Source organism: Micromonospora sp. CNZ309 (assembly GCF_002846525.1).
In genome coordinates this window covers 5,251,399-5,276,105 of the sequence record NZ_PJNG01000001.1, presented here as the reverse complement: position 1 = coordinate 5,276,105, position 24,707 = coordinate 5,251,399, and the positions used below count along the sequence as shown (strand labels likewise).

Here is a 24,707-nt window from a genome sequence, read left to right as displayed (position 1 = left end):
GAGTGGAGTCCGCGCGCAGGACGGCCGCCGGCCGGGGAGTCGGGGATCGGTCAGCGGCCCAACCGGCGCCGGACCATGCCCACGACCTCGGTGATCTCGCCGATCCGCAGGACCATGGCCAGCCCGAGGTACGTCCCGCCGATCACCACGCCGCCGACCACCAGCTGCACGATGGCCTCCAGGCGGCTCGGCGTGTCGTCGCCGGGCAGCAACTTGACCACGATCAGGCCGACGACCGCCGCGCCGAGCGCCGCGACCAGGACCCGGCCGCCGGTCCGCATGATCTCGCCGAGGCCGATCCGGCCCACCCGGGGGCGCAGCAACCAGGCCGAGGCGACGGCGGCGGCCAGGTAGGAGACGGCGTTGCCGATCATCATGCCGGCACCCACGAAGCTCGCCGAGAAGGCCACGTAGAGCACGACCTGCACCCCGATACGCAGCGCCACCACCGGAATGTTGATCAGCGCCGGGGTACGGGTGTCCGGCAGCGCGTAGAAGGCGAAGGTGAACAGCTGGCTCACCGCGAACGGCACCAGGGCGAGCGCGGCGGCGAGCAGCACCACGGAGGTGGCGGCGGCGTTGTCCGCGGTGAAGGCGCCGTGCCGGAACAGGGTGAACGCGATCGGGGTGGCGAGGACGGCGTAGCAGACGGCGATCGGCGCGAGCACCGCGGTGACGGTCCGGGTGCCCCGGGACAGGTCGGCGGCCACGTCGGCGTACCGGCCGTCGGCGGCGGCGGCGCTCATCCGGGGCATCAGCGCGGTGATGATCGAGACGGCGATGATGCCGTGGGCCGTCATCAGCAGCAGGAAGACGTTGTTGTAGATCAGCGGGCCGGCGGCGCTCTCCCGGCCGGCCCGGTTCAGCAGGTTGAACAGCACGATCAGGCCGATCTGGCTGACCGCGACGTAGCAGAACATCCAGGCTCCGAGCCGGCCCAGCTCGCGCAGGCCCAGCTCGCGGAAGTCGAAGCGCAGCTTCCAGCGGAAGCCGACCTTGCGCAGCGCCGGCAGCAGGCCGGCGGCCTGAACGGCGACGCCGAGCAGGGTGCCACCGCCGATCAGCAGGACCCGCCCGGTCGTCATCTCGTCCGGCTTGATGATCTCCGCACCGAAGATCGCGATGTAGAGGCCGGCGGTGGCGATCACGACCAGGTTGTTCAGGATCGGCGCCCACATCGGGGCGGCGAAGTGGCCCCGGGTGTTGAGCACCGCGCTGATCAGCGCGCTGAGGCCCGAGAAGAAGATCATCGGAAGCATCAGGCGACTCAGCGCTGTGACCAGCTGCGAGTAGTCGCCGGTCGACTCGCCGCTGCCGTACAGCCAGGTCAGCCACGATGCCGCCAGCACCGCCAACACCGCGGCCACGCCGAGCGCCAGCACCGCCAGGGTGAGCAGCCGCTGGGCGTACGCCTGGCCGCCGTCCGCGTCGGACTTGCGCCGCCGCACCAGCACCGGGATCAGCACGCTGGTGAGCACGCCGCCGAGCAGGAACTCGTAGACCATCCCGGGCAGGATCTGTGCGGTCGTGTACGCGTCGCCCACCAGCGCGCCGCCGAGCGCCGCCGCGATCACCAGGTTGCGCAGGAAGCCCGTACCCCGGCTGACGAGGCTGCCGATCGCCATCACCGCGCTGTTGGTCGCGGCGCTGGCCTCGGCCACCTGCTCCTGCGGCGGCGCGGTCGACTCCAGGGCCGGCTGGTTGAGCGGCTCGGCGGAGATGAACGTGGCGCCGTCCGACGGCCGGCCGGGCGCGGCGCCGCCCTGGGCGGCATTCGCGCTGCGGTAGAGACCGCCGCTCATCTTGTCGCCTCCAAGGCAGAGAGGTACGTCGCAGCCGGGGCCCGGCCCGCACGTCACAGACGATAGTCAACGGCCACCCGTTACCCGCGCCCGGCGGACCACATCGCCGCCGGGACCGATAGGCTGGCGCTCCCATGTCCGACGCCTCCGCTCCCCACGCCGCCGACCGCCGCGAACTCACCGCCGCGCAGCGCAACGCCGTCGCCGAACTCCTCCGGGTCTCCCCGGTCGCCGACGAGTTGGGCCGCCGGTTCGCGCGGGCCGGCCACGAGCTGCACCTGGTGGGCGGTTCGGTACGCGACGCCCTGCTCGGCCGCCTCGGCGACGACCTCGACTTCTGCACCGACGCGCACCCCGACGAGACCCTGCGCGTCGTGCGCGGCTGGGCCGAGTCGATCTGGGAGACCGGCCGCGAGTTCGGCACCATCGGGTGCCAGCGCGACGGGCTGCGGCTGGAGATCACCACCTTCCGCGCCGAGTCGTACGACCAGGTCAGCCGCAACCCGGTCGTCGAGTACGGCACCGACCTCGCCGAGGACCTGCGGCGGCGCGACTTCACCATCAACGCGATGGCGGTCAGCCTGCCCGAGCACCGGTTCACCGACCCGCACGGCGGGCTGGACGACCTGGCCGCAAAGGTGATCCGCACCCCGGGCACCCCGGCGGAGTCCTTCGGCGACGACCCGCTGCGGATGCTGCGCGCGGCCCGCTTCGCCGCCCAGCTGCGCTTCGCGGTGCACCCCGACGCGTACGCGGCGATGACCCGGATGGCCGGCGACCTGGACCGGATCACGGCCGAGCGGATCCGCGACGAGTTCACCAAGCTGCTCTGCGGCGCGGACCCGCTCACCGGGCTGCGGCTGCTGGTCGACACCGGGCTCGCCGAGCGCTTCCTGCCGGAGCTGACCGGGCTGAAGCTGGAGATCGACGAGCACGCCCAGCACAAGGACGTCTACGAGCACACCCTCACCGTGGTGAGCAACGCCGTCTCGTACGAGACCGAGGGGCCGGACTTCGTCCTGCGGATGGCCGCGCTGATGCACGACGTCGGGAAGCCGGCGACGAAGGCGGTGGGTCAGGACGGCAGGGTCAGCTTCCACCACCACGAGGTGGTGGGCGCCCGGCTCACCAAGGCCCGGATGAAGGCGCTGCGCTACCCGAAGGAGACCACCGCCAAGGTCACCGCGCTGGTGGCGCTGCACCTGCGCTTCTACGGCTACGGGCGAGGCGAGTGGACCGACTCGGCGGTGCGCCGCTACGTCGCCGACGCCGGGGACCTGCTGCCGCGTCTGCACAAGCTGACCCGGTCGGACTGCACGACCCGCAACCGGCGCAAGGCGGCCCAGCTCGCCGCCGACTACGACGCGCTGGAGGAGCGGATCGCCCGGATCGCCGCCGAGGAGGACCTGGCGCGGGTCCGGCCCGACCTGGACGGCAACGCCATCATGGAGCTGCTGGGCGTACCGCCGGGGCCGGTTGTCGGGCAGGCCTGGAAGCACCTCAAGGAGCTGCGCCTGGAGCGCGGCCCGCTGGACCGCGACGAGGCCGAGGCGGAGCTGCTGCGCTGGGCCCGCGACGAGGGCATCGTCGGATAGCTCGCACGAGAAGGGCGCCGCCCCCTGCCGGGGACGGCGCCCTGCCGCGCTCAGCGGCCCGACCGCTGTGCGGCTGGGGTCAGCGGGTCTCGACGGCCGTGCCGTCGACCGGCGGCTTGCCGTTGCCGGTGGTCGCCGCCGCCGAGCCGAGCTTGCCCAGCAGGCCGGCCAGGTCGATGCCGGTCAGGTCGCTGCCGAGCTGGAGCCCCTGGGCGACGTTGCCCGCCACCGACTTCGTCAGGGACGAGGCGCCGTCGGTGGAGATGACGGTCATCTTGTCGATCGCGCCGATCGGGGCGCTGGCCGCCTCGACCACCTGCGGCAGCACCTTGACCAGCAGGTCCAGCACGGCGGCCTCGCCGTACGCCGCGAAGGCCTCGGCCTTGCGGGCCATCGCGTCGGCCTCGGCCTGGCCCTTGGCCAGGATGGCGGCGGCTTCGGCCGCACCCTCCCGCTCGACCGCCTCGGCGATGGCGGAGCGGCGGCGCTGCTCGGCCTCACCCTCCTTGGCGCCCTCGATCGCGTTTGCCTCGGCCAGCGCGGCCCGGCGGGCCCGCTCGCCCTCACCGGTGAGCCGGGCCTGCTCGGCGGCGGCCTGGGCGGCGGCGATGACGGCCTGGCGCTGCGCGTCGGCGTTCAGCACGGCCGCGTTGCGGGACGCCTCGGCCTCCTGCTCCACCTTGTATCGGGCGGCGTCGGCCGGCTTGCGCACCTCGGTGTCGAGCTGGCGCTGCTTGAGCTCGGCGTTGCGCTCGGCGACCTTCTGCTGCTCGGAGAGGATCGCCTGGTCCCGTTCGGCCTGGGCCAGCGGCCCGGCGGCGGCGGACTTCGCCTTGGCCGCGTCGATCTCCGCCTGGATGGCGGCCTGCTTGAGCGACAGGTTCCGGTTGGCCTCGGCGATGGCCTCCTCGGCGAGCAGCCGCTCCTGCTCGGCCTGCTGGCGGGCCCGCGCCTCGGCGATGGCGGCGTCCTTGAGCACCCGGGCGGCCTCCGGCCGGCCCAGGTCCTGGAGGTAGGAGCCCTCGGCCAGGATGTCCTGGAGCTGGAAGGTGTCCAGCACCAGGCCCTGGTTGGTCATCGAGTGCTCGGCCTCCTCGGCGACCGCGCTGGCGAACGCCGCCCGGTCCCGGATGACCTCCTCGACGGTGAGTCGGCCGACGATCGAGCGCAGCGCGCCGGCCAGCACCTCCCGGGTGAAGTCCTCGATCTCGTCCTGCTGGTGCAGGAAGCGCTGCGCGGCGGCGCGGATGGCGTCCTCGGTGCCGCCGACCTTGACGATCGCGACGCCGTGCAGGTCGGCGCGGATGCCCTGCTTGCTGACGGCGCCCTTGATGCCGACGTCGATCCGCCGGCTGGACAGGTCGAGCGACTGGAGCTTCTGCACCACGGGCAGGACGAAGACGGACGCGCCGAGCACGACCTTCTGCCCGGAGTTGTCGGTCGACCGGCCGCCGTCGGCGGTCTGGGTGGTGCGGCCCTTGCGGCCGGTGACGATGAACGCCTCGTTCGGCCCGGCCACCTTGATGCGGGAGAGCACGAAGAGCACGAGCACGAGGACGAGGAGGACCGCGCCGCCGATGGCGATGAGAAGGGGCATGTGACCGTCCTGTTTTCTATGAGGGGGTTCAGTAGGTCTCGACGTGCACGCTGGTCTCGCTCAGCGCCTCGACCACGAAGATCTGGGCGCCGACCGGGATCGGTCGGTCGGCGCGGGCGTTGAGCTTGACCGGCTGGCCGGCCACCCGGACCCGGACCTCGCCGTAGCCGTCGGCGGGCACGGGGGTGACCACCAGGCCGAGCGCGCCGACCAGGTGGTGGCGGGTGGGGGTGGGATCGGTGCGCATGTCGCGGGCCGCCCGGCTCAGCCGGGCCGCGGCCCAGGCGGTGGGCACGGCCGCGACGACACCGCCGGCCAGGGCCACGGCGATCATCCCGGGCGTACGCCCACCGACCAGCTCGTTGACGATCGCGGCGCCGAAGCCGAGCGCTCCGGTGAACCCGGCGACCGCCTCCACCGACACCGGACCGTCGAAGTCCGGGTTGCCGAAGTGGAGCAGCTCGCCGCCGAGCAGGGCGAGCGCCAGCACCGCGACGCCCGCGCCGCCGATGATGAGGAAGATCAGCGTCCCCGTGGCCACGGCCTGCACGGTATCGGTGGCCCGCAAACGTCGACCGGGGCGTCGGCGGCTCGGGCGGGAGACCGTGTCGGGGGCGCGGGGGACAATGGCGGGATGCGCTGGACCGTGCTCGACTCCCCGATCGGCGAGTTCTCCGTCGCCACCGACGGGACCCACGTGTGCCGAGCCCACTTCGGCCGGGCTGCCGGAGCGGCCGAGGAGCCGTACGACGAGGCGGCCCGGCAGGCGCTGGCGGAGCTGCGGGCGTACTTCGCGGGCGAGCTGACCGCCTTCACCGTGCCGCTGGCGGCGCCGGGTGGCTCCGACTTCGAGCGGGGTGTCTGGCGCGAGATGACCCTCATCCCGTACGGGGAGACGCTCACCTACGGCGAGGTGGCCCGGCGGCTGGGCGACCAGGGCGCCGCGCGCGCGGTCGGGGTGGCCTGCAACCGCAACCCGATCCCCGTGCTCGTGCCGTGCCACCGGATCGTCGGCGCGGGCGGCAAGCTGGTCGGCTTCGGCGGCGGCCTGGACCGCAAGGTGACGCTGCTGGAGTTGGAGGCGGGGGTGGCCCTGCGGCGCGCCTGGTCCTGACGCGCCGCGAGGCGGACCCCTGCGCGTACGACTGGGCAGGCCGGACGCGTCGAGGGCCGGGTCCCCGCGGACCCGGCCCTCGACGGTGCTGCTGTCGGCGCGTCAGCGCTCGACGTCACCGGTGATGAACGCCTCGACGGCGGCGTGCGCGTCGTGGTCGGCGTACTGCACCGGCGGGGACTTCATGAAGTACGACGAGGCCGACAGGATCGGGCCGCCGATCTTCCGGTCCAGCGCGATCTTCGCGGCGCGGACGGCGTCGATGATGACGCCGGCCGAGTTCGGCGAGTCCCACACCTCGAGCTTGAGCTCGGCGTTGAGCGGGGTGTCGCCGAAGGAGCGACCCTCCAGGCGGATGTACGCCCACTTACGGTCGTCCAGCCACGGCACGTGGTCCGACGGGCCGATGTGCACGTCGCTCTTGCTCATCTCGTGCGGGATCTGGGAGGTGACCGACTGGGTCTTCGAGATCTTCTTCGAGACCAGGCGGTTGCGCTCCAGCATGTTCATGAAGTCCATGTTGCCGCCGAAGTTGAGCTGGTACGTGCGCAGCAGCTCGACGCCCCGGTCCTCGAACAGCTTCGCCAGCGCGCGGTGCACGATGGTGGCACCGACCTGGCTCTTGATGTCGTCACCGACGATCGGCAGGCCCGCGTCCTCGAACTTCTTGGCCCACTCCGGGTCGGAGGCGATGAAGACCGGGAGCGCGTTGACGAACGCGCAGCCGGCGTCGATCGCGGCCTGGGCGTAGAACTTGTCGGCCTGCTCGGAGCCGACCGGCAGGTACGAGACCACGACGTCGACCTGCGCCTCGCGCAGCGCCTGGGCGACGTCGACCGGCGTGGCGTCGGACTCCTCGACGATCTCGCGGTAGTACTGGCCCAGACCGTCGAAGGTCGGACCGCGCTGCACGGTGACGCCGGTCGGCGGCACGTCGCAGAGCTTGATGGTGTTGTTCTCGCTGGCGACGATCGCCTCGGCGAGGTCCATGCCCACCTTCTTGGCGTCCACGTCGAACGCCGCGACGAACTGCACGTCCGAGACGTGGTAGTCGCCGAAGGTGACGTGCATGAGACCCGGGACGCGGTCGTTCGGGTCGGCGTTCCGGTAGTACTCCACGCCCTGCACGAGGGACGAGGCGCAGTTACCCACACCGACGATGGCGACGCGGACGGAGCCCATAGCGTCTGCCTCCTTCTTCTTCATCACGGCCGCTCATTCCTGGACTCTCCAGGCGGAGGCGGGCTGTTGTCTTCTCGTCGACCGCCGGCCGTCCCGGTTGACGGGATGGTCGGGGCACGGCCGGAGCGCTCGTTGGCGATGAGCTCCTCCAGCCAGCGGACCTCGCGCTCACAGGCGTCCAGGCCGTGGCGCTGCAGTTCCAGCGTGTAGGCGTCGAGGCGTTCGGCCGCGCGGCCGAGCACGTCACGAAGCCCCTCGCGGCGTTCCTCGATCTTCCGCCGGCGACCCTCGAGGATGCGGAGTCGGGTCGCCTGGTCGGTCCGGGCGAAGAACGCGAAGTGCACGCCGAAGCCCGTGTCGTCGTACGTCTCCGGCCCGGTCTGTGCGATCAGCTGGGCGAAGCGTTCCTTGCCCTCCGCGGTGATTTCGTAGACCACCCGGCCTCGCCGGCTGGTCAGCGCGGGAACCTCCTCGGCGGTGGCGGGTGCGTCGGCGGCCTCGGTGATCCACCCCGCCGCCTGGAGGCGGCGCAGGGTCGGGTAGAGCGAGCCGTAGCTGATCGCCGCCCTGATGGCACCGAGCTTGGCGGTCAGCTCCTTGCGCAGCTCATAGCCGTGCATCGGAGACTCCTGCAGGAGGCCGAGGATGGCGAGCTCGAGCACGGGCCATCCTCTCTGTACCCTCTACGCGGAGCGGTAACCGCCGCGATGTATCGGACCGATACATCGCACGCTAGCGGATCACCGTGATCAGGGCAAACCCTCGTCTCTGCGGTTCCGTGGTCACGCATCGTCACCGTGGTCGCCCCGTCCGACGAGACCGCGTACCCTTCTCCGCATGCGTACGCAGCGCCAGGTGGTCGACTACTCGCTTCGGAAGCGAGCGGTGCTGCGTGAACTCCTCGCGGGCCGGGTCGGCACGTACGACGTCTGCGACGCCTCGCCCTACCTGAAGAACGCCGCCCGCTTCCACGGTGAGCCGACCGACGAGCGGTGTCCGATCTGCCGGAGCGAGAACCTGACCCACGTCCACTACATTTACGGCGACGAACTCAAGCAGTCGGCCGGGCAGGCCCGGACACTGGCCGAGTTGCCGATGCTGGCGATGACGGTGCGTGAGTTCCAGGTCTTCGTGGTGGAGGTGTGTCTCGGCTGTGACTGGAACCATCTCGTCGAGCAGTACCTGCTCGGCCGGGACGGGCTGACCGGCAGCCCGGAGGGCGGGCCGGATCAGGACGCGGTGGGCGGCGCGGCCGCCATGGGCAACGGTGCGGGTGGTCGACGGAGGCGAGAGGCGCAACGGTGATCTTCGCTCGATCGGCCGACCCCGGCCGCACGCACGCCCGGGGAGACCGACGGATCGTTGGTCTGATTGGCCCGATTGATTCGCAAGTGGCACCGGTCGACCGGCACGTACGTGCCGCCCTCGACGGGTGTCCCATCTCACGGCAAACCGGTGGCGGCGCAGCCGCGTCCCACCGCGACGGCAGGGTGTGAGGAATGAACTCGTACGGCGATTCCAGTTCCCCGCGCGGGCGGGCCCAGATTCCGGGCCAGCACGGTGACCCCGGCGGTGACGCCCGCGGGGGCGGCTGGTCGGCGGCACAGGAGGGTACGGCACCCGCGGGCCGCGCTTCGGTAGCGCCCCGGGCCGCCGGTGCCGGGCGGGCCTCGGTCGGCGGCTCGGCGTCCGTGCCGCAGCGCGGCGCTCCGGCCTCCGGTTCGGCGTCGGCGGCCGTCCCGCCGCGTGGCGGTTCCGCCGCCGGTTCGGCCTCGGTGGGTTCCGCCTCCGTGGGGCGGGCGGGGCCGGGCCGGGCCTCCGTGCCTGTCTCGCCGGCACCGGCCGCCGGCCGGGCGGCCGGAGCGGGTCGCGCGTCGGTGCCGGTCCCACCGGCCGCCAGCGGGTCGGCCGGTCGCGCCACGGTCGGTACGGCTGCCGTGGGCGCCGCCCCGGCCGGGCGGGCCAGTGTCGGGTCGGCGGCGGTCGGTGGCGTCAGTGGCCGGGCCACGGCGCGGGCGAGCGTCTCGCCGGCCCCGGGTGGACCGGGTGGGCCCGGCGGGCCGACCGGCCCCGGCCGACGCGCCCGGGGAGCGGGCGACCCGGCCGGCGCGGCGCGGGCGAAGAAGCGCAAGCGGATGAACCTGCTGATCGCCAGCTTCGCCGTCTTCATCATGCTCGCCGGGCTCGGCGTGGTCGGCTTCACCTACTACTCGACCAACGTCGTCCTCCCGGAGGAGGTCCCGCTGCCACTCTCCACCTCGGTCTACGCCAGCGATGGCAAGACCCTGGTGGCCCGGCTGGGCAACGAGAACCGCACCTTCGTCACGATCGATCAGATCCCCGAGCACGTCCAGCACGCCGTGGCGGCGGCCGAGGACCGCAACTTCTACAAGCACTCGGGCGTGGACTACAAGGGCATCGCGCGGGCGGCCTGGAACAACGTCAGTGGCGGCGACAAGCAGGGCGCCTCGACGATCACCCAGCAGTACGCCCGCAACGCGATCGAGAACCTGAAGGACGACACCTACGCCCGGAAGGTCAAGGAGGCGATCTTCGCCTCCAAGCTGAACGAGAAGTACACCAAGCCGCAGATCATGCAGCACTACCTCAACGTGATCTACTTCGGGCGCGGCGCGTACGGCATCGAGGCTGCCGCGCAGACCTACTTCCGCAAGCCGGCGATCAAGCTCACGGTCGCCGAGGGCGCGGTGCTCGCCTCGCTGATCAAGCAGCCCGTGCCCAGCACGACCCACAAGGGCTACGACCCCGCCGTCAACCCCGTTCAGGCCAAGGAGCGGTGGGAGTACGTGATCGGCGGCATGGTCGAGGAGGGCTGGCTGAACGCTGCGGAGCGGCCCACCGCGTACCCGGAGGTGCCGGCGCCGGCGAAGAACGGCAACGGGTTCGGTGTGGCGAGCCCTCGGGGCAACGTCGTCAACTACGTCCGCCAGGAGATGGAGAAGTGGGGCCTCTGCTCCGACTCGGGCGCGCCGGGCAAGCCGACCTGCGTGGACGAGCTGCGGACCGGCGGTTACAAGATCACGACCACGATCAACGCCAAGATGCAGACGGCACTGGAGAAGGCGGCCCAGCCCGACCGGAAGGGGTCGGTGCTCTACGGGCAGCCGAAGAACCTGATGGCGGCGGTGGTCTCCATCGAGCCGAAGTCCGGCAAGGTGCTCGCCTACTACGGCGGTGACAGCGGCGCCGACTTCGACTACGCGGGCAAGAACGTCGACTCGAACGGTGACATCGTCGGTGGCCACCCGCCGGGCTCCTCCTTCAAGGTCTACACCCTGGCGGCGGCGATCGACGCCGGGATCTCGGTCAAGTCGCTCTGGGACGCCACCCCGTTCAAGCCGAAGGGCTCCGACACGGAGATCGGCAATGCCAACCGTGGCGCGGGCGTCTGCGGAAAGTCCTGCACGCTCCACGAGTCGACCGTCCGCTCGTACAACGTGCCCTTCTACTGGGTGACCGACAAGATCGGCGCCGCCAAGGTTGTCGACATGGCGAAGCGGGCCGGCGTGACCACCATGTGGACCGTCGACCCTCGCCAGGAGTACGACCTGGTCAAGACGCCGGCCGAGAAGATCGCTCCCTCGAAATTCGACAACTGGACCGGTTTCGGCAAGTACCCGGTCACCGTTCTCGACCATGCGAACGGGCTCGCCACGTTGGCCAATGACGGCAAGTACAACAAGGCGTACTTCGTCAGCAAGGTGGAAAAGCAGAACAAGGCCACCGGTAAGTGGATGAAGGTGCCGGGCACCGGTGCGAAGCTCAACCCGCAGCAGCGCATCAAGAAGGAGGTCGCCGAGGAGGTGACCGCGGTGCTGAAGGAGATCCCGGAGAAGAACAACGCCGGACTGGATGGTAGGGACGCCGCCGGCAAGACCGGCACCTGGGAGCACGCCGGCACCCCTCGTAACGCGCACGCCTGGATGGTCGGCTACGACGACAATCTCGCCACTGCGGTCTGGGTCGGCAGTCGCGACAGTAGGAAGCCGACCATCGTTGACAAGAACAAGAAGGACATCGGCGGTAGCGGCTTCCCGGCCGAACTCTGGAAGCGATACATGGACGACGCCCTGAAGGGCGAAAAGAAGTCGGAACTACCGAATGTCACCGGCATCGGTGACGACAAGGCAGGCAACGGCGAAGAGCCGCCGCCCCCGCCGCCCCCGTCGGGACCGCCGAACTGCGGTCCACTCGAGCTGTTCTGCCCGCCGGGCGGTGGAAACAACGGCGGTGGAAACAACGGCGGTGGCAATCCTCCGGGCGGCCCGACCGCCCCCACCAACCCCACCAACCCGACCGAACCGCGGCCGGGTGGCGGAGGCGGACTTCTACCGACCAGCACACCTCGTATCCGCGACTGAGTTCCTCATTGCCGAAGGCCGCCGGACAATTGTCCGGCGGCCTTCGGCGTTCTAGATCCCTACGACGGTCCTGTCCTGCCTGACGGGGTCAGACCGACAGATCAGTACCAGCCGGTGCAGTAGAGGTTGTACGGCCCGCTCGGCTGGACACAGGCGCGCGCCTGCAGGTCGGCGTCGTCCAGCATCACGGTGTAGTTGCCCACGTATTCGGTGACGGTCGTACGGTGGCTGCCGCTCAGGTATCGACTGTCCGCCTTGATGTACGAGTTCGCAGAGTAGTTGCTCTTGGCCCACGCCGTCCTGCAACGAGGGCTGTACCGGATCATGATGGAGATGATCGGATCCTGGTGCTTCAACTTGTCTTCCGCGTCGTCCGCGCACTTGTAGTAGCAGTTCGAGCAGTCGTCGTAGAAGACGCGAAAACTGGCTGGATCCTTGTAGTCACACAGGGAACGACAGCCGTAGGTCGCCAGGGTGCCGGCGCTGATGAAGATCGCTTGATCGGGATCGGCGAGGGCGCTGACCACCTCTGGATTCCTGAGCGTGCGCTTGGTGAAGCCATCGTCGACCGCAGCGGTCGCAGTGGGCTTCTGCGCGCTGTCCGGGGCAGCGACCGCGGGCCCGGCTCCGACGCCGACGAGGGCGGTGGTCAGCATGACCGCCGAGGCGGCCAGCCGAGCCAGCTTCGATCGAACCGTCGATCTGTCCTTCATGTGCACGACCTTTCGGAACGGCGCCGCTCAGCGAGACGAGTGGCGCGGTGACTGAGCCGACTATCTGGGCCCGCGCCACCACCTCGTCATCGCCGTGCCCCGCATGCGTGGGATCCGGTAGGCCGAACGATGATCAGGAGGTGCCCGTGCCTTGTAGGTTGAGCCGCGAGCTGAGTGGACCGGAGAGGACTGGACCATGGCCTGGTCACGGGTGCGGAGGTGGTAGCGGTCGCCGCGCCTGCCCTTGGCGAGATACTGGCCCACCCTGCGTCTGCACAAGGGTGGGCCGTACGCACAGCGGGACCGCGCACGAGGGCTGTCCCGGTCCTAACCGTTGCAGGACAGCCGGATCACCTGGTGGAACACGCCGACTCAGTAGCTCGCGATGGCGTTGCTGAGTACTTTGAGAGCCTGCGTCGTCTCGGTCAGCGCACGGTGAATGGCCTCAGCGGCTTGGCGTTTCAGTTGAGCAGACTCATCCGCCTCGGCCACGTCGGCGCCGAGGAGCCGGCGGTGGAGACCGTGTACGCCGGTTCCGGCGTTGATGCCGAGTTCGCGCGCCAACCGGAGCTTGAGTTGGTGCAGCACGTGCACCGCCTCGGCTGTCCGTGATCCCGCGTGCAGCGCCTCGGCGAGGGAGCAGTGCAGGCCTTCGTGGTAGGGATAGTGCTGCACCCAGGAGTAGAGGTCGGTCGTCATCGCACTGTGCCGCTGGCGGCTGAACTCCACAGCCACCACTGCCTCGATCGCCCTGAGCCGGGCCTCTTCCCACCTGACGATGTCGCCCCGCAAGGCCGGTGAGTCGATGCCCTGAATGGTCGAACCGCGCCACAGCGTCAGGCCGGCGTGCAGGAGGCTGGCTGCCCGGTCAAGCTGACCCGCGCATCTCGCCTGCTCCGCCTGTGTACAGAGCTGCCGGAACCTGAGCCCGTCGATCTGTTTCTCGCTGACCTCGAGGGCGTAGCTGTTGCCGGTGCGGGTGATCCGTTGCCCGCCCGTGAGGAGCAGGGCCCGAAGCCTGCCCAATCGGTTCTGGATCTGTTGACGGGCGGTGCCAGGCGGGCGATGGTCCCAGACGACATCGATGAGCCGCTCGACGGAGACAGGCTGATTGGAGTTGAGCAGTAGAGCCGCGAAGAGCTTCTGACTGCGCTCGCCCGATAGGTAGACTGAGGTGGCCCCTGATCTAATAGTCAGTGGGCCTAGAAAATAGAACTCCAAGATGTATCCCCCGTGTTACGCCTGCTGCCCGACCCTTGTCGGGCCGTGCTCAGCATAGCCGGTACTCAATGTTCGTCAAGATTGATCACTGGTTGACATAAGCGACGAAAGTGGATACTTAGTATCTTTTCGTTGGCGCTTCGGGGTTTGGATGTCACTATTAACCATACAGGGGCTACGTAGTGTAGTTGTGGCGCGGAGTGCAGTAGCGCAAGGCGCACGCCACTATTTGTTTGAGTGCGGCGCTCCGAATTGCTCTTGTAAGGTGCGTCATTCGACTGACTGAAAATTGATGTAGGAACGGGAGTCCGGCGGCTGGATGTGCGCCTCTTTTGTGCCTGGGATCGAGGCTGGGACGCCTCCTCGCCCGACGGGCCGCAGGCAGTACCGGCGGCCCCGGGTGCGACGGCAGCCGTAGCAAGGTTCTCGTGAGAGGGCGCGACATAGGGCAGGATGCCATCCCATGAGCACCGAGTCGACGCCCCGCAGCGACGGCACAGCCGCCAGCGACCATCCTTCACGCTCGGACGGGTTCGTCCGCGGGGTGTCCGGCCTGATCGGCGGCCCGCTCGGTGATCACGCCGTCGCACTGGACCAACCCCCGGGGCGGGAAAGTCGATTCTGGACGGCGACCCGCATCGTCCTGGCCATGGTCTGCCTGACCCTGGCGCTGCACTGGGTGCAGAAGTCGCCCTGCCAGGACGGCGCCTGGCAGAACAACGTGCAGTACACCCGGTTCTGCTACACCGACGTGCTGGCGCTCTACTACGCCGAGCGGCTCAACGAGGGCGCGGTCCCCTACCAGGACCACCCCGTCGAGTACCCGGTGCTCACCGGGTACTTCATGGGTGCCCTCGGCCTGCCCGTGCACGCCCTCGGCCAGAACGACCCGGGGCTCAACCAGGGCATGTGGTTCTACAACCTGAACGCCCTGGTGCTCGGCGCGCTGGCGGTCGCCACGGTGGCGGTGCTCCTCGCCCTACGCCGCCGCCGACCCTGGGACGCCGCGCTCTTCGCGCTCGCCCCCGCGCTGATGCTCACCGCCACGGTCAACTGGGACCTGCTCGCCATCGGTCTGGCCGCGTTCGGCCTGTTCGCCTGGGCGCGCAGCCGACCACTGGCGGCCGGCGTCCTGCTCGGTCTCGCCGGGGCGGCCAAGATGTGGCCGCTGTTCATCCTCGGTCCGATCCTGGTGTTGGCGCTGCGCGCCGGGCGGCTCCGCGCCGCCCTCACCGCCTTCGGCGCCGCCCTGGTCTCCCTGGTGCTGGTGAACCTTCCGGTCGCCATCCCGTACCGGGAGAACTGGGACCGCTTCTTCGAGCTGAACTCGACCCGGCCCATCGACTGGGGCACCCTCTGGTACATCGGGCGCTACCTGGACGGCAAGTTCGGCAGCGCCAACCCCGCCGACCTCGGGCCGTTCGAGTGGCTGAACGTCAACATCCCCACCCTGAACACCCTGTCGTACGCCCTCTTCGGGCTGGCCTGCCTCGGGGTGGCCGCGCTGGGGCTGCTGGCCCCGCGCCGGCCCCGGCTCGCCCAGCTCGCGTTCCTGGTGGTCGCCGCCTTCCTGATCTTCAGCAAGGTGTGGTCGCAGCAGTTCGTGCTCTGGCTACTGCCGCTGGTGGTGCTCGCCCGCCCGAAGTGGGGCGCCTTCCTGGCCTGGCAGGTGGCCGAGGTCTGCTACTTCGTGGCCTTCTACGGCGAGCTGCTCGGCGCGGCGACCAGCAAGCCGGTCTTTCCGGAGGGCGTCTTCGTGCTGGCGTCGACGCTGCGGCTGGCCACCGTGGTGGTGCTCTGCGTACTGGTCGTCCGGGAGATCCTGCGGCCGGAACTCGACCCGGTGCGGCGGACCTACGCCGACGACCCGGACGGCGGGCTGCTCGACGGCGCCCCCGACGCACCCTGGCTCGACCGCTGGCGACGCCGGTCCGTGGCGTCCGACGAGGGAGCCGCGACGAGCGCGGGGGCTCCGGCGCGAGGGCTGTTCACGTGAACGGCCCTCGCGCCGGAGGCCTACCGGCAGGTGGCGCTCAGTAGCGTGCCGTGCAATACATGATCCGACGGTTGCCAGCCTCGTAGTCCCACTCGGTGTCGTACTGGTAGAAGCACGCCCGTGCGGTCATGCCCTTGTCGTTGACCATCAGCGACCAGGAGCCCGACGACCCGGTGTCGTCGACCGTCATGCGCAGCGTCCCGTTGGAGTTGTAGCTCTGGACCAGTACTCCGGAGAGCCAGCCGAAGCTGCCGGTCTGCCGTGCCCACGCAGTTCGGCAGAACGGGCTGTACCGCAACTCGACGTAGGTCGCGCTGTAGGGGGTCTCCACGTCGATGAAGTTGCACCGCATGGTCTTCCCGTCCACCGTCGCGAAGTAAGTGTCCGGGTCCTTGCGATCGCACACTGAGCCGCAGCCCGAGGTCGCCGCCATCGCCGGTGCCTGGAAGCCCATGACGATAGCGACTCCCATGGCCATCACCACCATGAGCCTGGAGCGCCACGCGTGCCTGTCGGGGCGTGCGCCGAGACGGGACATCTGAGTACGAGCCATTCTCTCTCCTCGCGAGGTAGGGCAACCATTCGAACGGGTCACGGCGTAGGACCCGGGCTACGGGAGGAAAGTTTGAGGCGCCTTCTCATCGAGGTATCACCGCCACGTCACGGTGACGGTCCGGGTGGCGAGTTGGTCACCAGCGCCAGGGCGGTACCGCCAGCGGGGTGCGCCGGCGGTACCGCCGGCGCACCCCGCTCACGTCTTTCAGACGCCGCCGGGCACGAAAGCCATCGCATCCATGCTGATGGTCTTCTCGCTGGCGCCCGGACGCATCGAGTCGAGCTTGACGTTCGCGTTGGCCCCTAGCTGGTAGTTGCCCAGGAACACCCACTTGCCGCGATGAGCATCCTGATCCACCTTCACCAGACGGACCCGTCCGTCCCCGGTGTTCACCTCGTAGATGGCGTCGTTGACCCGGCCACCGGAGGGTGGGATGTAGACGTAGACGCCGGTACGCCCGGTGTGGCCGACGGGCGGTCGCCAGGTCGCTACCACCTGGAACCGGAACGAACCACGGGCTCGGGTGAACCAGTGATGGCCGCCAAAGCCGTTGTCGAGCTGGTGGGTGTCGATCTTCGACGTGTACTCACCCGGCCAGCCCTCCGCGAACTGCATGACGAAGGACCCGTCGTTGCGGGAGGCGTTGCCACACCGCGGCATCGTGTTGTTCAAGGAGATGCTGTCGACGATCAGCGCGTTGGACGGAAGCCCGACCGGCGTGCACTGCGGCGGGTTGTGCGTGCCGTCGGTGGGCTCGGCGTAGTTGTCCGGCACGTCGTACCGGATTCCTTCGAAGCCGCAGCTCTCGTCGCAGTCGCCCTTCCACGCCACCGGCCCGTGGTACCAGCATTTCAGGTCGTACTGTCCGGCGCTGTTCTGATGTACGCAGGGCCCGGGCGGCTCCAGCTCCATGCCAGGCTCGTTGGGCTGGACCCGCGCCAGCGGGTCACAGGTGTTGGAGGCATTGCAGAAGAGGCTTGCTTCCGGCTTCTGCTTGGTCCGCCGTAGCCGTGCCTCCAGCGGATCGCCGATCCAGAAGGCGGTGCGGAAACCCACCCCGTCGTCGCCGGTGTCGATCGACTGGGCTGCCCACCCGATGACCTTCTCCTGGTACGGCCAGTCCTGCGGGTGCGCGGCGTCGCTGAACACCGGGACATTGTCATCGAGGTCGAACGGATCACGGACGTCCAGGAACGGGTGACGTGTCGGGTCGTACCGGGGGTTGATCGGGTTGTTGCTCCAGCCGACACCCCACGGCGAACCGTCGCCCTTCGAGGGGTAGAAGCCGCTGTTGTAGGCCCACGCCGCGAAGTACCAGTTCTCGATCTTCGTCGGGTCGCCGTTGTTGATGATGAGGCCGTTGGAGTAGGTCTGGTTCCACTTGTCCTGAAGGATCTGCAGGGACGCGGCAATGTTGGCCGCGTAGTCCAACGCGATGGCACGCTGGTGGGTCGCCGGCCGGGCCACCTCGCCTGGCTTCTCCCGGCCCGCCTTGCGCATGCCGTCAGTCACCTGCCCGACGCCGTAACCGCAGTCGGCCTCGTCCCAGTGGATCCGCCAATCGTCGCTGGTGTCCGCGTCGTAGTACTTGCGGCCGTAGTAGTTGCCGATCAGCGGGTTTCCGTACTCACCTGATTCGGTCTGCGACGACTGCCAGAGGTTGGACTCCTGAGCCAGGATCCCCAGCATGACCTGGGCCGCGACGTGCCCACCGCCCACAAGTTGGCGCGGCGGGAACAGCCCCTGCGGCGAGTAGGCAGGCAGCCCGAACTTCTTGAAGTTCGCCGGCCGGGGCTGCGTGAGCGCGCCGAAGATCGCGTAGTCGACCGCCCATTCGATCTGCCGAGGGCGAGGGTGATAGGCGAGCGTGGTGATGTCGTTGCGGGGCACCGCGCACCAGGGATCCGGGTCTTTCGGGTTGTACGGCGTGGTCACGTCGTCCATGGTCTTGCCGCTGGGGGTGACCGTCCGGCTGGTCCTGCTACCGCGGGGTGCCGTGGCTGGATTCGACGAGCCCAGCGCCGGACTGTCGGCGGCCCCCGCAATGGCCTCCGCACGCGGCGGGGCCACCTGGAAGGTGACCGAGCGCCCGGTCTGGGGGACCACCGCACTGAGCCGGACCGGTGATCCGGCAGCGGGTGGCGTCGCTCCAGGCAGCGTCTCCTCGGCAGTCATCGTCCGATGGAAGGCCAACTGACCTGTGGTCGAGACCTCCGCCGAGGCCGGTACATCGAGCCGACTGACGGCGGCTGGCAACAACTTGACGCTGGCCGGCTTCCCCGTCAGGAAGACCCGCCCGCCGGCCCCGCGTTCCAGCCCGAAGGCGCCCTGGCCACCCTCCGCCAGGGTGACCGTGCGCTTGCCGGTCAATCGACGTGCCCGCATGTCGGCGCCATCGACCTCAAGGTAGTTGACGCCGCCGTCGCGGTCGGGACGGATGGCGAACGGCACGTTGCCGGCCTGGCCCAGAGTGGTCGTGCCACCCTTGGTATCGACCCGCGTCAGATGAGCGCCCAAGGCGCCGACGAAATCGTCCCCGACCGGAACGGCCGACGTGAGCTGGCCCTTGACCAACACCTTGGTGCCCAGCGTTCCCCGTTCGGCATCGAGACGCAGCAGCCGGGTTCCGGGCCGGGTCTCGTCCCCCTCCTGGGTCAGCGCCACAGCCTCTCCGGTGCCGCACCCCGGGTTGAAGTAGGCCAGACTCGTGGTGACCGGGAGCTTCGTCACGGCACCCGTGTCCAGGTCGACGACAGCCGTGAAGCCACCCCGCGCACTCAACTCGAATTTGTTCGTGAAGTTGCGGGGCGCGTACACGACCACGGCGCGGCGGCCGGATGCGGTGACGCAGGCGTTGCCGATCCAGCGGTCCGTGTCGAAACCACCCTCCCGGAGGGTGGCGGCGGTGCGCCAGGTGTATCCGCTCGCGGCATCGGCGACCAGGACGTGGAAGCCCTCAGCGTCACCGGCGGTGGTCCACGCCCGGTCCTGCGACGACTGCCAGCCCTTCCCCATCACCCTGTCGCGGTCGGCCGGGCTGACCGTATCGGCGGCAGCCGGCGCGGGTGCCGGCTGTGGCTTCGCCTGCGCCACCGCACCCCACATGACGGGGAGGCCGACCACAGCAGCCGCGAGCAGTGCGAACGGCTTGATGGCACGGCGTCCAGCACCGCCGGTAGAACTCATCGTGGTCATCTCCACCCTCACGGTTGGTCGTTCGCGCTGGTCAGCGGAGAGACGATGTACGTGGCTCTGATCTTGTCCACGCCGACCATGTGGTACGAGTTCGGGTTCTGACCGTCTCCGTCGTGTTGATGGACGAGAATTCCCTTGATGATCACGCCTGTCTGGGTGCCGGTGGCAGGCACGGTGTAAAGGGGGGCGCCGATGTCGCCGCGGCCGAGCGGAACGGCGAGGCAGCCCTGCTCGTCGACGTCCCGGAGGAACTCGAACCCGTTGCAGGGAGTGCCGTCGGCCAGTCGGTAGGCCCGTCGGTTGGGCCATACCGGCCCGTTGTGTACGTGGGTGTGGACGTTGGTCATGTTCCGGGTCTCGTTGGAGTCACCCTGTGAGTTCGAGATCAAAGCGGTCTGCGTGCCGACCTCGTCGCCGATCGTGGCGTCGCAGAAGTTCCCGGTCTCGGCGCCGGCGACGCAGACGCTCTGGCCGGCGACAGGAGCCTCCCAACCGGCGATCTGCCAGCCCGTCTGGCTCCATCCGTCCCCGTCGTAGATGAACGGCTCGGCACCACCTTTCGGAACAGTCATCGAGATGCCGGAGAACGGATCGACCGCGATACCGTTCGTGGGTATGTTCACCACGTCACCGCTCGGGTCCACGAAGGTGCGGTGAGGACCGCCGCAGCTCAGCGCCCCGACCATGGCCTCCTCGGTGGTGCCGTTCAGCTGGACCGGAAATCCGGATGTGCAGTGGTACTTGTTGTCGACGTACACCACCTCGCCGGTGCCCTCGACCCGGGTCTTCCAGCCGTTGTTACCGCCCGTCGCGTTGGCGTTGATGACGTGCGCGCCACCCCAGGCGGGAGTTGCATCATCCTGCCGGCTCGGGTTCGGCCATCCCCCCACAGCCGTCGTGCCGGTGGTACGAGAGCCGCTGTCGGCGGGGCGGGCGGCCTTGTTCCGCTCGGACCCGGGGATGCTCGGCGTCCTCTGCCGACCGGTCGAGGCGGCCGTCTCCGGCACCCGAACCACCTTCACCGATACCTTCACGTCCGCGAGGGCGGGCGGTGTCTTCGCACCCGCCACCGTGGCCGTGATGCCGGTTCCAGTGACGGGGTAGCCGACCGAGACGACCGAGCGGTCGCTCAGGACGCGCATCTTCCTGGTGAGCTCGTCGGCGGCTCGGGCCAGCTCCTCGGCCGAGTACGCGGCCTTCTGGACCGCGACTGGCACCTTGGCCGACTCCTGATCGATTGCCTTCCGGATATCCGGAGGCACCGCGCCCTTCCAGTAGACGGTCACGGTGCCGGTTCGCAGGGCCACCCCGGCGAAACCGCTCGCCTTCGCGGTCTGGGCGGCGGCGCGGATCCGAAGGGCCGCTTGGACCAGCGGTTCCTCGGCAGCCATCCGGGCCCGCTGGGCGGGTGTGACGCTGTGCCCGTCGGACTCCTGCGTCGTCTGCGGGCTCGGCCCGGCCGGCTTCGACTCGGGTTGTCGTCCGGCCTCGGCACTGACCGGAGCGGGCTGGAGAGTCAGGACGGTGGCGGCGAGTGTGGCCGCCACCATCCATCTCCTGCCATGTGCACGTTGCATGACCTGATCCCTTCTCAGAGATCGGTTGCGCCGCGACGTGCGGTATGTCGGCGGCGCCACCGGTGGGCACGCAGCATCGCCGGAGGCGCCATTACGCGATCACCGTCGCCACATCGCCGCCCACGGGGATGCCAGGCGATGGTGCGGAGGTGGGTCAGAGCCGGTAGACCACCACGTCGCCGATCTCCTCGCGGGTGATGCCGAGCCCGTCGACCGGTGCGTCGACGGTGACCTCCCACGGCGTGCCGGCGATCTGGTCGCGCATCAGCAGCACGTTGCGGATTCCGAGGACGCGCAGGTAGTCGACGCTGGCCTGGTCGGGGAAGGAGAGCGTCACCCGGCGTACGTCGTCGAGCTGCCGCGGCGTGAAGCCGCTCCCTCCGTTCACCACGTCCTGGAACTTGGTCGTGGACCAGAGCATCACCGGCTGGTCGAGGCTCTGGTTGCTGGGCAGCACCAGCAGCGGCCCGTCCACGGTCCGCATCGCGGCCGGCTGGGGCGGCACGACCGGGTGCGGCGTGGAGTTCAACCCCTCGCCGATCACCAGCACCAGCGGCAGCAGCGTGGCCAGCCGCAGCCACGGGCTCGGCCAGGAGGGGATCCGCTCGGCGGAGATCTCCCGGACCCGGGTGGCGAACGCGCTGACCGCGCCCGCCGCGAGAAGCCCGAGCAGCAGCGTCGTCCAGAGCATCAGCCGCCCCGGCGTACGCAGGCCGTTCCAACCGGGCAGGTATTCGAACAGCGGCACGTAGGTGAAGGTGCCGTCGAAGAACCGGGTGCCCATGGCGAGCACCATCGTCACCACCACCCCGGCGAGCAGCAGCAGCCGGTGGCGCAGCTTCCACACCGAGAAGAAGAGGCCGCCGGCCGCGAGCGCGTAGAGCACGAAGCCGGGCAGCAGGGTCATCTCCGGGTGCCAGGGCAGCAACGCCCTCGCCCCCTCGTGCAGCCCGCCCCAGACCCGCGACTCGGCTGGCGCGGTGAAGAAGCCGCTCGCCGGCGGGGAGTAGATGGCGATGTCGCCGATTGAGCGCTTCGCGTTCGGGTGGGCCTCCGCCACCGTGAAGAACGGGATGGCCAGCAGCGCGCCGACGCCGGCGAAGAGCAGGCCGCCGACCAGGTCCGCGATGAACAGCCGGCGGCCGAACGGGCGCTTGACCGGCCGGACGACCCACCGCCGCAGGAACCAGGTCACGGCTGCGACCAGCACGGTCCCGGCAAGGAAGTACGCGAACGGCAACCCGATGCCGAAGCCGAGACTGAGTTGCCAGGCCGCCACCAACCAGCCGGCGTAGACCCAGCCGTCGTGCCGGCGCTCCGGACGGTACCCGTGTCGCAACGACCAGCCGTGCCCCCGGGCGAGCATCGCCAACGCCAGCGGGATGCCGCCGTTCGAGATCACGTGCAGGTGCCCGGCCTGGGCCAGCAGCCAGGGCGCGTACGCGAAGCTCACCCCGGCCACCGCGGAGCCGATCCGGCCCGCGCCGAGCTGCCGGGCCAGCGCGTACGCCCCGAGCGTGGCGAGCGCGTGGGCCAGCACGAACATGATGTTGTAGCGGAGCACGGCGGCCTCGGGGCCGGTGCCGAGCATGCCCGCCGGGGCGTACCCGAGCAGGGTGTCGGAGAAGGCGAAGCTCCACGGCTCGGGGAAGAAGGTGTTCGACTGCCACAGCTGCGCGGGGTTGGTCAGCAGGATGTGCCCCGACCAGGCCATCTGCCACGCCTGGAGGCTGGGGTCCCAGTAGTCCTGCGGCAGGGTGTGCCGCGGGTAGCGCAGGGTCGGCCAGGTCAGCAGCACCGCCAACGCCAGCGAGGCCAGCGAGGCCAGCGTCCACTCGTGCACCAGCAGGCGGCCGACCGCCCGGGTGGCGCGCCCGAGCCGCGACGGCACCGGTTCGGGCGCGGACGCGAAGGCCTCCCAACGGTCGGGCTTCCCGTCCTCGGCCTTGCCGCTCCCGTTCTCGGCCTTGTCGCTCCCGTTCTCGGCCTTGCCGGTGGCAGCCTTGCCGCCGTCCCCACCGGCGCCCTCGGCACCGGCCGTACCGGCTGCGCCTGCCTTGCCGGTCGCATCCGTCTTGTCCGAGGCGCGGGTCTCGGCCTCTTTCTTGCCGGTCGTGCCTGCCATGGCTGCGTCCGCCTTGCCGGCCGCGTCCGCCATGGCGCCCGTCCCGATGGTCGCGCCAGCCTCGGCGGCGTCCTTGCCGGTCTTCCCGGCGGTGTCCGTCTTCCCGGCGGTGCCGGAGGCCTCGGCCTCCGTCCTGCCGGTGATGCCGGCGGCGTCCGCCTTCCCGGCGGCGTCCGCCTTCCCGGCGGCGTCCGCCTTCCCGGCGGTGTCGGCGTTCCCGGCGGTGTCGGCGTTCCCGGCGGCGTCGGGACGGGGGCTGCCGGTGGCGGACTGCTCGGTCGTCATGCCGCAGGGCTCCCCGCGCCCAGCCGGTCACGCAGGAAGGCGATGTCGGCACCCTGACCGTCGACCCCGCCGGGGGTTTCGACGATGACGGGCGCGCCGGCAGCGCGGATCACCGCCACCACCAGCTCCGGGTCGATCGTGCCGCCGTCGAGGTTGTCGTGCCGGTCCTGCCCGGAGTTGAACGCGCCCTTGGAGTTGTTGGCGTGCACCAGGTCGATGCGCCCGGTGATCGCCTTGATCCGGTCGACGAGGCCGAGCAGCTCCTCGCCGCCGGCGTGCGCGTGGCAGGTGTCCAGGCAGAAGCCCACCTCGTGGTCGCCCACGGCGTCCCAGAGGCGGGCGAGCGCGTCGAGCCGCCGGGCGCAGGCGTTGTCGCCGCCGGCGGTGTTCTCGATCAGGACCGGCACGTCGAAGCCGCCGGAGTCCGCCGCGTACGCGAAGGTCTTGCGCCAGTTGTCGAAGCCGACGGCCAGGTCGTCGCCGGCGTTGACGTGCCCGCCGTGCACGATCAGGCCCTTCGCGCCGATGGCGGCGGCCGCCTTGGCGTGCCCGAGCAGCAGCTTGCGGCTGGGGATCCGGATCCGGTTGTTGAGGGTCGCGACGTTGATGACGTACGGCGCGTGCACGTAGAGGTCGACGTCCGCGGCCCGCAGCCGGTCCGCGTCCTCCCGCGGCTTCGGTGCCTTCCACCCCTGCGGGTCGGAGAGGAAGAACTGCACGGCCTCGGCCCCTCGGGCGGTCGCCTCCGCCATCGGGTCGGTCGAATCGACGTGGGCTCCGATACGCATGCAGGGGAGCCTACGTCGCGTCTCCGACAGCCGGGATGACGGCGGTGGCGGACTCGCCGGCCCCGCGCGTCACCTCCCGGCATGGGCGGTCGTTGATGCGAGTGGGATCCACGGTTGCCGCAGCCGGCCCGGAACGGCCGCTGGTCGGCCGACCGGACGTACGCGTGAAACCGCCCGTAAGGCAGGGGCACCCCCGTCCGCGCGGCCCGGCGCGGCGGGGGCCCGCCCTGACGGAAGCGGGATCATCGGGAAATTTGTCGGAGAATTCCGCCATTTCCCCCGACAAGGGGCAAGAGCCGTTGTAACGTCAGGTAACAACACGATAAAGCTCCGCGGGGCGTCCCCGGTCCAACCTCATCGGTGTGGTCGTTCCTCCCCAGGTCCCACCCAAGGAATGCGGACGGGACGCCCCGCGGCCTCGTGTACGGGGGCTCGCATCGACAGCGACGTCGAGGCGGGCCCCCGTCGCTTCGCCCGGCGGACCACCCCGCCGACCGCCCCGGGCATGATCGTCGGGACCGGGTATCCTGGTCCGGTTGTCCGCGTCCGGCCGGGTCCCCCCGGAACCGGCGTGGGCCA

General features: G+C 70.1%; 17 protein-coding genes. 5 read left to right on the top strand and 12 right to left on the bottom strand.

Features of this window, described 5'->3' with window-relative positions; all coding sequences use genetic code 11:
• Window positions 1-50 precede the first annotated feature (50 nt).
• Window positions 51-1,802, bottom strand: a complete 1,752-nt coding sequence (gene murJ, locus CLT72_RS22300) for a murein biosynthesis integral membrane protein MurJ (protein ID WP_101413439.1) — start codon at window positions 1,800-1,802, stop codon at window positions 51-53.
• A gap of 134 nt (window positions 1,803-1,936) precedes the next feature.
• Here murJ and CLT72_RS22295 point away from each other — a divergent pair, with 134 nt between their 5' ends.
• Window positions 1,937-3,397 carry a CCA tRNA nucleotidyltransferase gene (locus CLT72_RS22295; protein ID WP_101413438.1) on the top strand — a complete coding sequence of 487 codons (1,461 nt, stop codon included), beginning with the start codon at window positions 1,937-1,939 and terminating at the stop codon, window positions 3,395-3,397.
• Window positions 3,398-3,476: 79 nt separating this feature from the next.
• Here the strand turns inward: CLT72_RS22295 and CLT72_RS22290 are convergent, their stop codons facing one another.
• Complete coding sequence (locus CLT72_RS22290) at window positions 3,477-4,994, bottom strand: flotillin family protein (RefSeq protein ID WP_101413437.1); 1,518 nt, start codon at window positions 4,992-4,994, stop codon at window positions 3,477-3,479.
• Between the two features lie 28 nt (window positions 4,995-5,022).
• Complete coding sequence (locus CLT72_RS22285; RefSeq protein ID WP_225852283.1) at window positions 5,023-5,544, bottom strand: hypothetical protein; 522 nt, start codon at window positions 5,542-5,544, stop codon at window positions 5,023-5,025.
• 84 nt (window positions 5,545-5,628) lie between these two features.
• On the opposite strand from CLT72_RS22285, the gene CLT72_RS22280 reads away from it, so the two are divergent.
• Window positions 5,629-6,108 carry a methylated-DNA--[protein]-cysteine S-methyltransferase gene (locus CLT72_RS22280; RefSeq protein WP_101413435.1) on the top strand — a complete coding sequence of 160 codons (480 nt, stop codon included), beginning with the start codon at window positions 5,629-5,631 and terminating at the stop codon, window positions 6,106-6,108.
• 102 nt (window positions 6,109-6,210) lie between these two features.
• Here CLT72_RS22280 and CLT72_RS22275 read toward each other — a convergent pair whose 3' ends face one another.
• Together CLT72_RS22275 and CLT72_RS22270 are read right to left on the bottom strand one after the other, a co-directional pair.
• Window positions 6,211-7,290 carry an inositol-3-phosphate synthase gene (locus CLT72_RS22275; protein WP_101413434.1) on the bottom strand — a complete coding sequence of 360 codons (1,080 nt, stop codon included), beginning with the start codon at window positions 7,288-7,290 and terminating at the stop codon, window positions 6,211-6,213.
• A 23-nt stretch (window positions 7,291-7,313) separates the two neighbouring features.
• The gene (locus CLT72_RS22270; protein WP_101413433.1) at window positions 7,314-7,952 is read right to left on the bottom strand and encodes a PadR family transcriptional regulator; all 639 of its coding nucleotides are present in this window, start codon (window positions 7,950-7,952) and stop codon (window positions 7,314-7,316) included.
• Between the two features lie 175 nt (window positions 7,953-8,127).
• Here CLT72_RS22270 and CLT72_RS22265 point away from each other — a divergent pair, with 175 nt between their 5' ends.
• Window positions 8,128-8,595: a DUF5318 domain-containing protein gene (locus CLT72_RS22265; protein ID WP_101413432.1), complete on the top strand. Its 468-nt coding sequence runs from the start codon at window positions 8,128-8,130 to the stop codon at window positions 8,593-8,595.
• Window positions 8,596-8,789: 194 nt separating this feature from the next.
• Entirely contained in the window at window positions 8,790-11,672 is a 2,883-nt protein-coding gene (locus CLT72_RS22260; protein WP_101413431.1) for a transglycosylase domain-containing protein, read from the top strand.
• 101 nt (window positions 11,673-11,773) lie between these two features.
• Here CLT72_RS22260 and CLT72_RS22255 read toward each other — a convergent pair whose 3' ends face one another.
• Both CLT72_RS22255 and CLT72_RS22250 read right to left on the bottom strand, forming a co-directional pair.
• Entirely contained in the window at window positions 11,774-12,385 is a 612-nt protein-coding gene (locus tag CLT72_RS22255) for a DUF2690 domain-containing protein (RefSeq protein WP_101413430.1), read from the bottom strand.
• Between the two features lie 372 nt (window positions 12,386-12,757).
• The gene (locus tag CLT72_RS22250; RefSeq protein WP_101413429.1) at window positions 12,758-13,606 is read right to left on the bottom strand and encodes an AfsR/SARP family transcriptional regulator; all 849 of its coding nucleotides are present in this window, start codon (window positions 13,604-13,606) and stop codon (window positions 12,758-12,760) included.
• 463 nt (window positions 13,607-14,069) lie between these two features.
• Between CLT72_RS22250 and CLT72_RS22245 the strand changes: the two genes are divergently transcribed.
• Window positions 14,070-15,602 (top strand): glycosyltransferase family 87 protein, encoded by a 1,533-nt coding sequence (locus tag CLT72_RS22245; RefSeq protein ID WP_101413428.1) that lies wholly within the window; start codon window positions 14,070-14,072, stop codon window positions 15,600-15,602.
• A gap of 37 nt (window positions 15,603-15,639) precedes the next feature.
• Here the strand turns inward: CLT72_RS22245 and CLT72_RS22240 are convergent, their stop codons facing one another.
• The 5 genes from CLT72_RS22240 to CLT72_RS22220 all read right to left on the bottom strand — a co-directional run bounded on the left by CLT72_RS22240 (window position 15,640) and on the right by CLT72_RS22220 (window position 24,128).
• Entirely contained in the window at window positions 15,640-16,074 is a 435-nt protein-coding gene (locus CLT72_RS22240; protein WP_157747258.1) for a DUF2690 domain-containing protein, read from the bottom strand.
• 288 nt (window positions 16,075-16,362) lie between these two features.
• Window positions 16,363-19,353, bottom strand: coding sequence for a golvesin C-terminal-like domain-containing protein (locus CLT72_RS22235; RefSeq protein WP_144082309.1), 2,991 nt, complete (start codon window positions 19,351-19,353; stop codon window positions 16,363-16,365).
• Between the two features lie 8 nt (window positions 19,354-19,361).
• Window positions 19,362-20,900 (bottom strand): hypothetical protein, encoded by a 1,539-nt coding sequence (locus CLT72_RS22230; protein ID WP_144082308.1) that lies wholly within the window; start codon window positions 20,898-20,900, stop codon window positions 19,362-19,364.
• A gap of 184 nt (window positions 20,901-21,084) precedes the next feature.
• A complete protein-coding gene (locus CLT72_RS22225; protein WP_101413424.1) occupies window positions 21,085-23,340 on the bottom strand; it encodes a hypothetical protein in 2,256 nt (751 codons plus the stop codon).
• On the bottom strand, window positions 23,337-24,128 hold the full coding sequence (locus CLT72_RS22220) for a deoxyribonuclease IV (RefSeq protein ID WP_089002824.1): 792 nt from the start codon (window positions 24,126-24,128) through the stop codon (window positions 23,337-23,339). The genes CLT72_RS22225 and CLT72_RS22220 overlap by 4 nt, the downstream gene beginning before the upstream one ends.
• Between the last annotated feature and the right edge of the window lie 579 nt (window positions 24,129-24,707).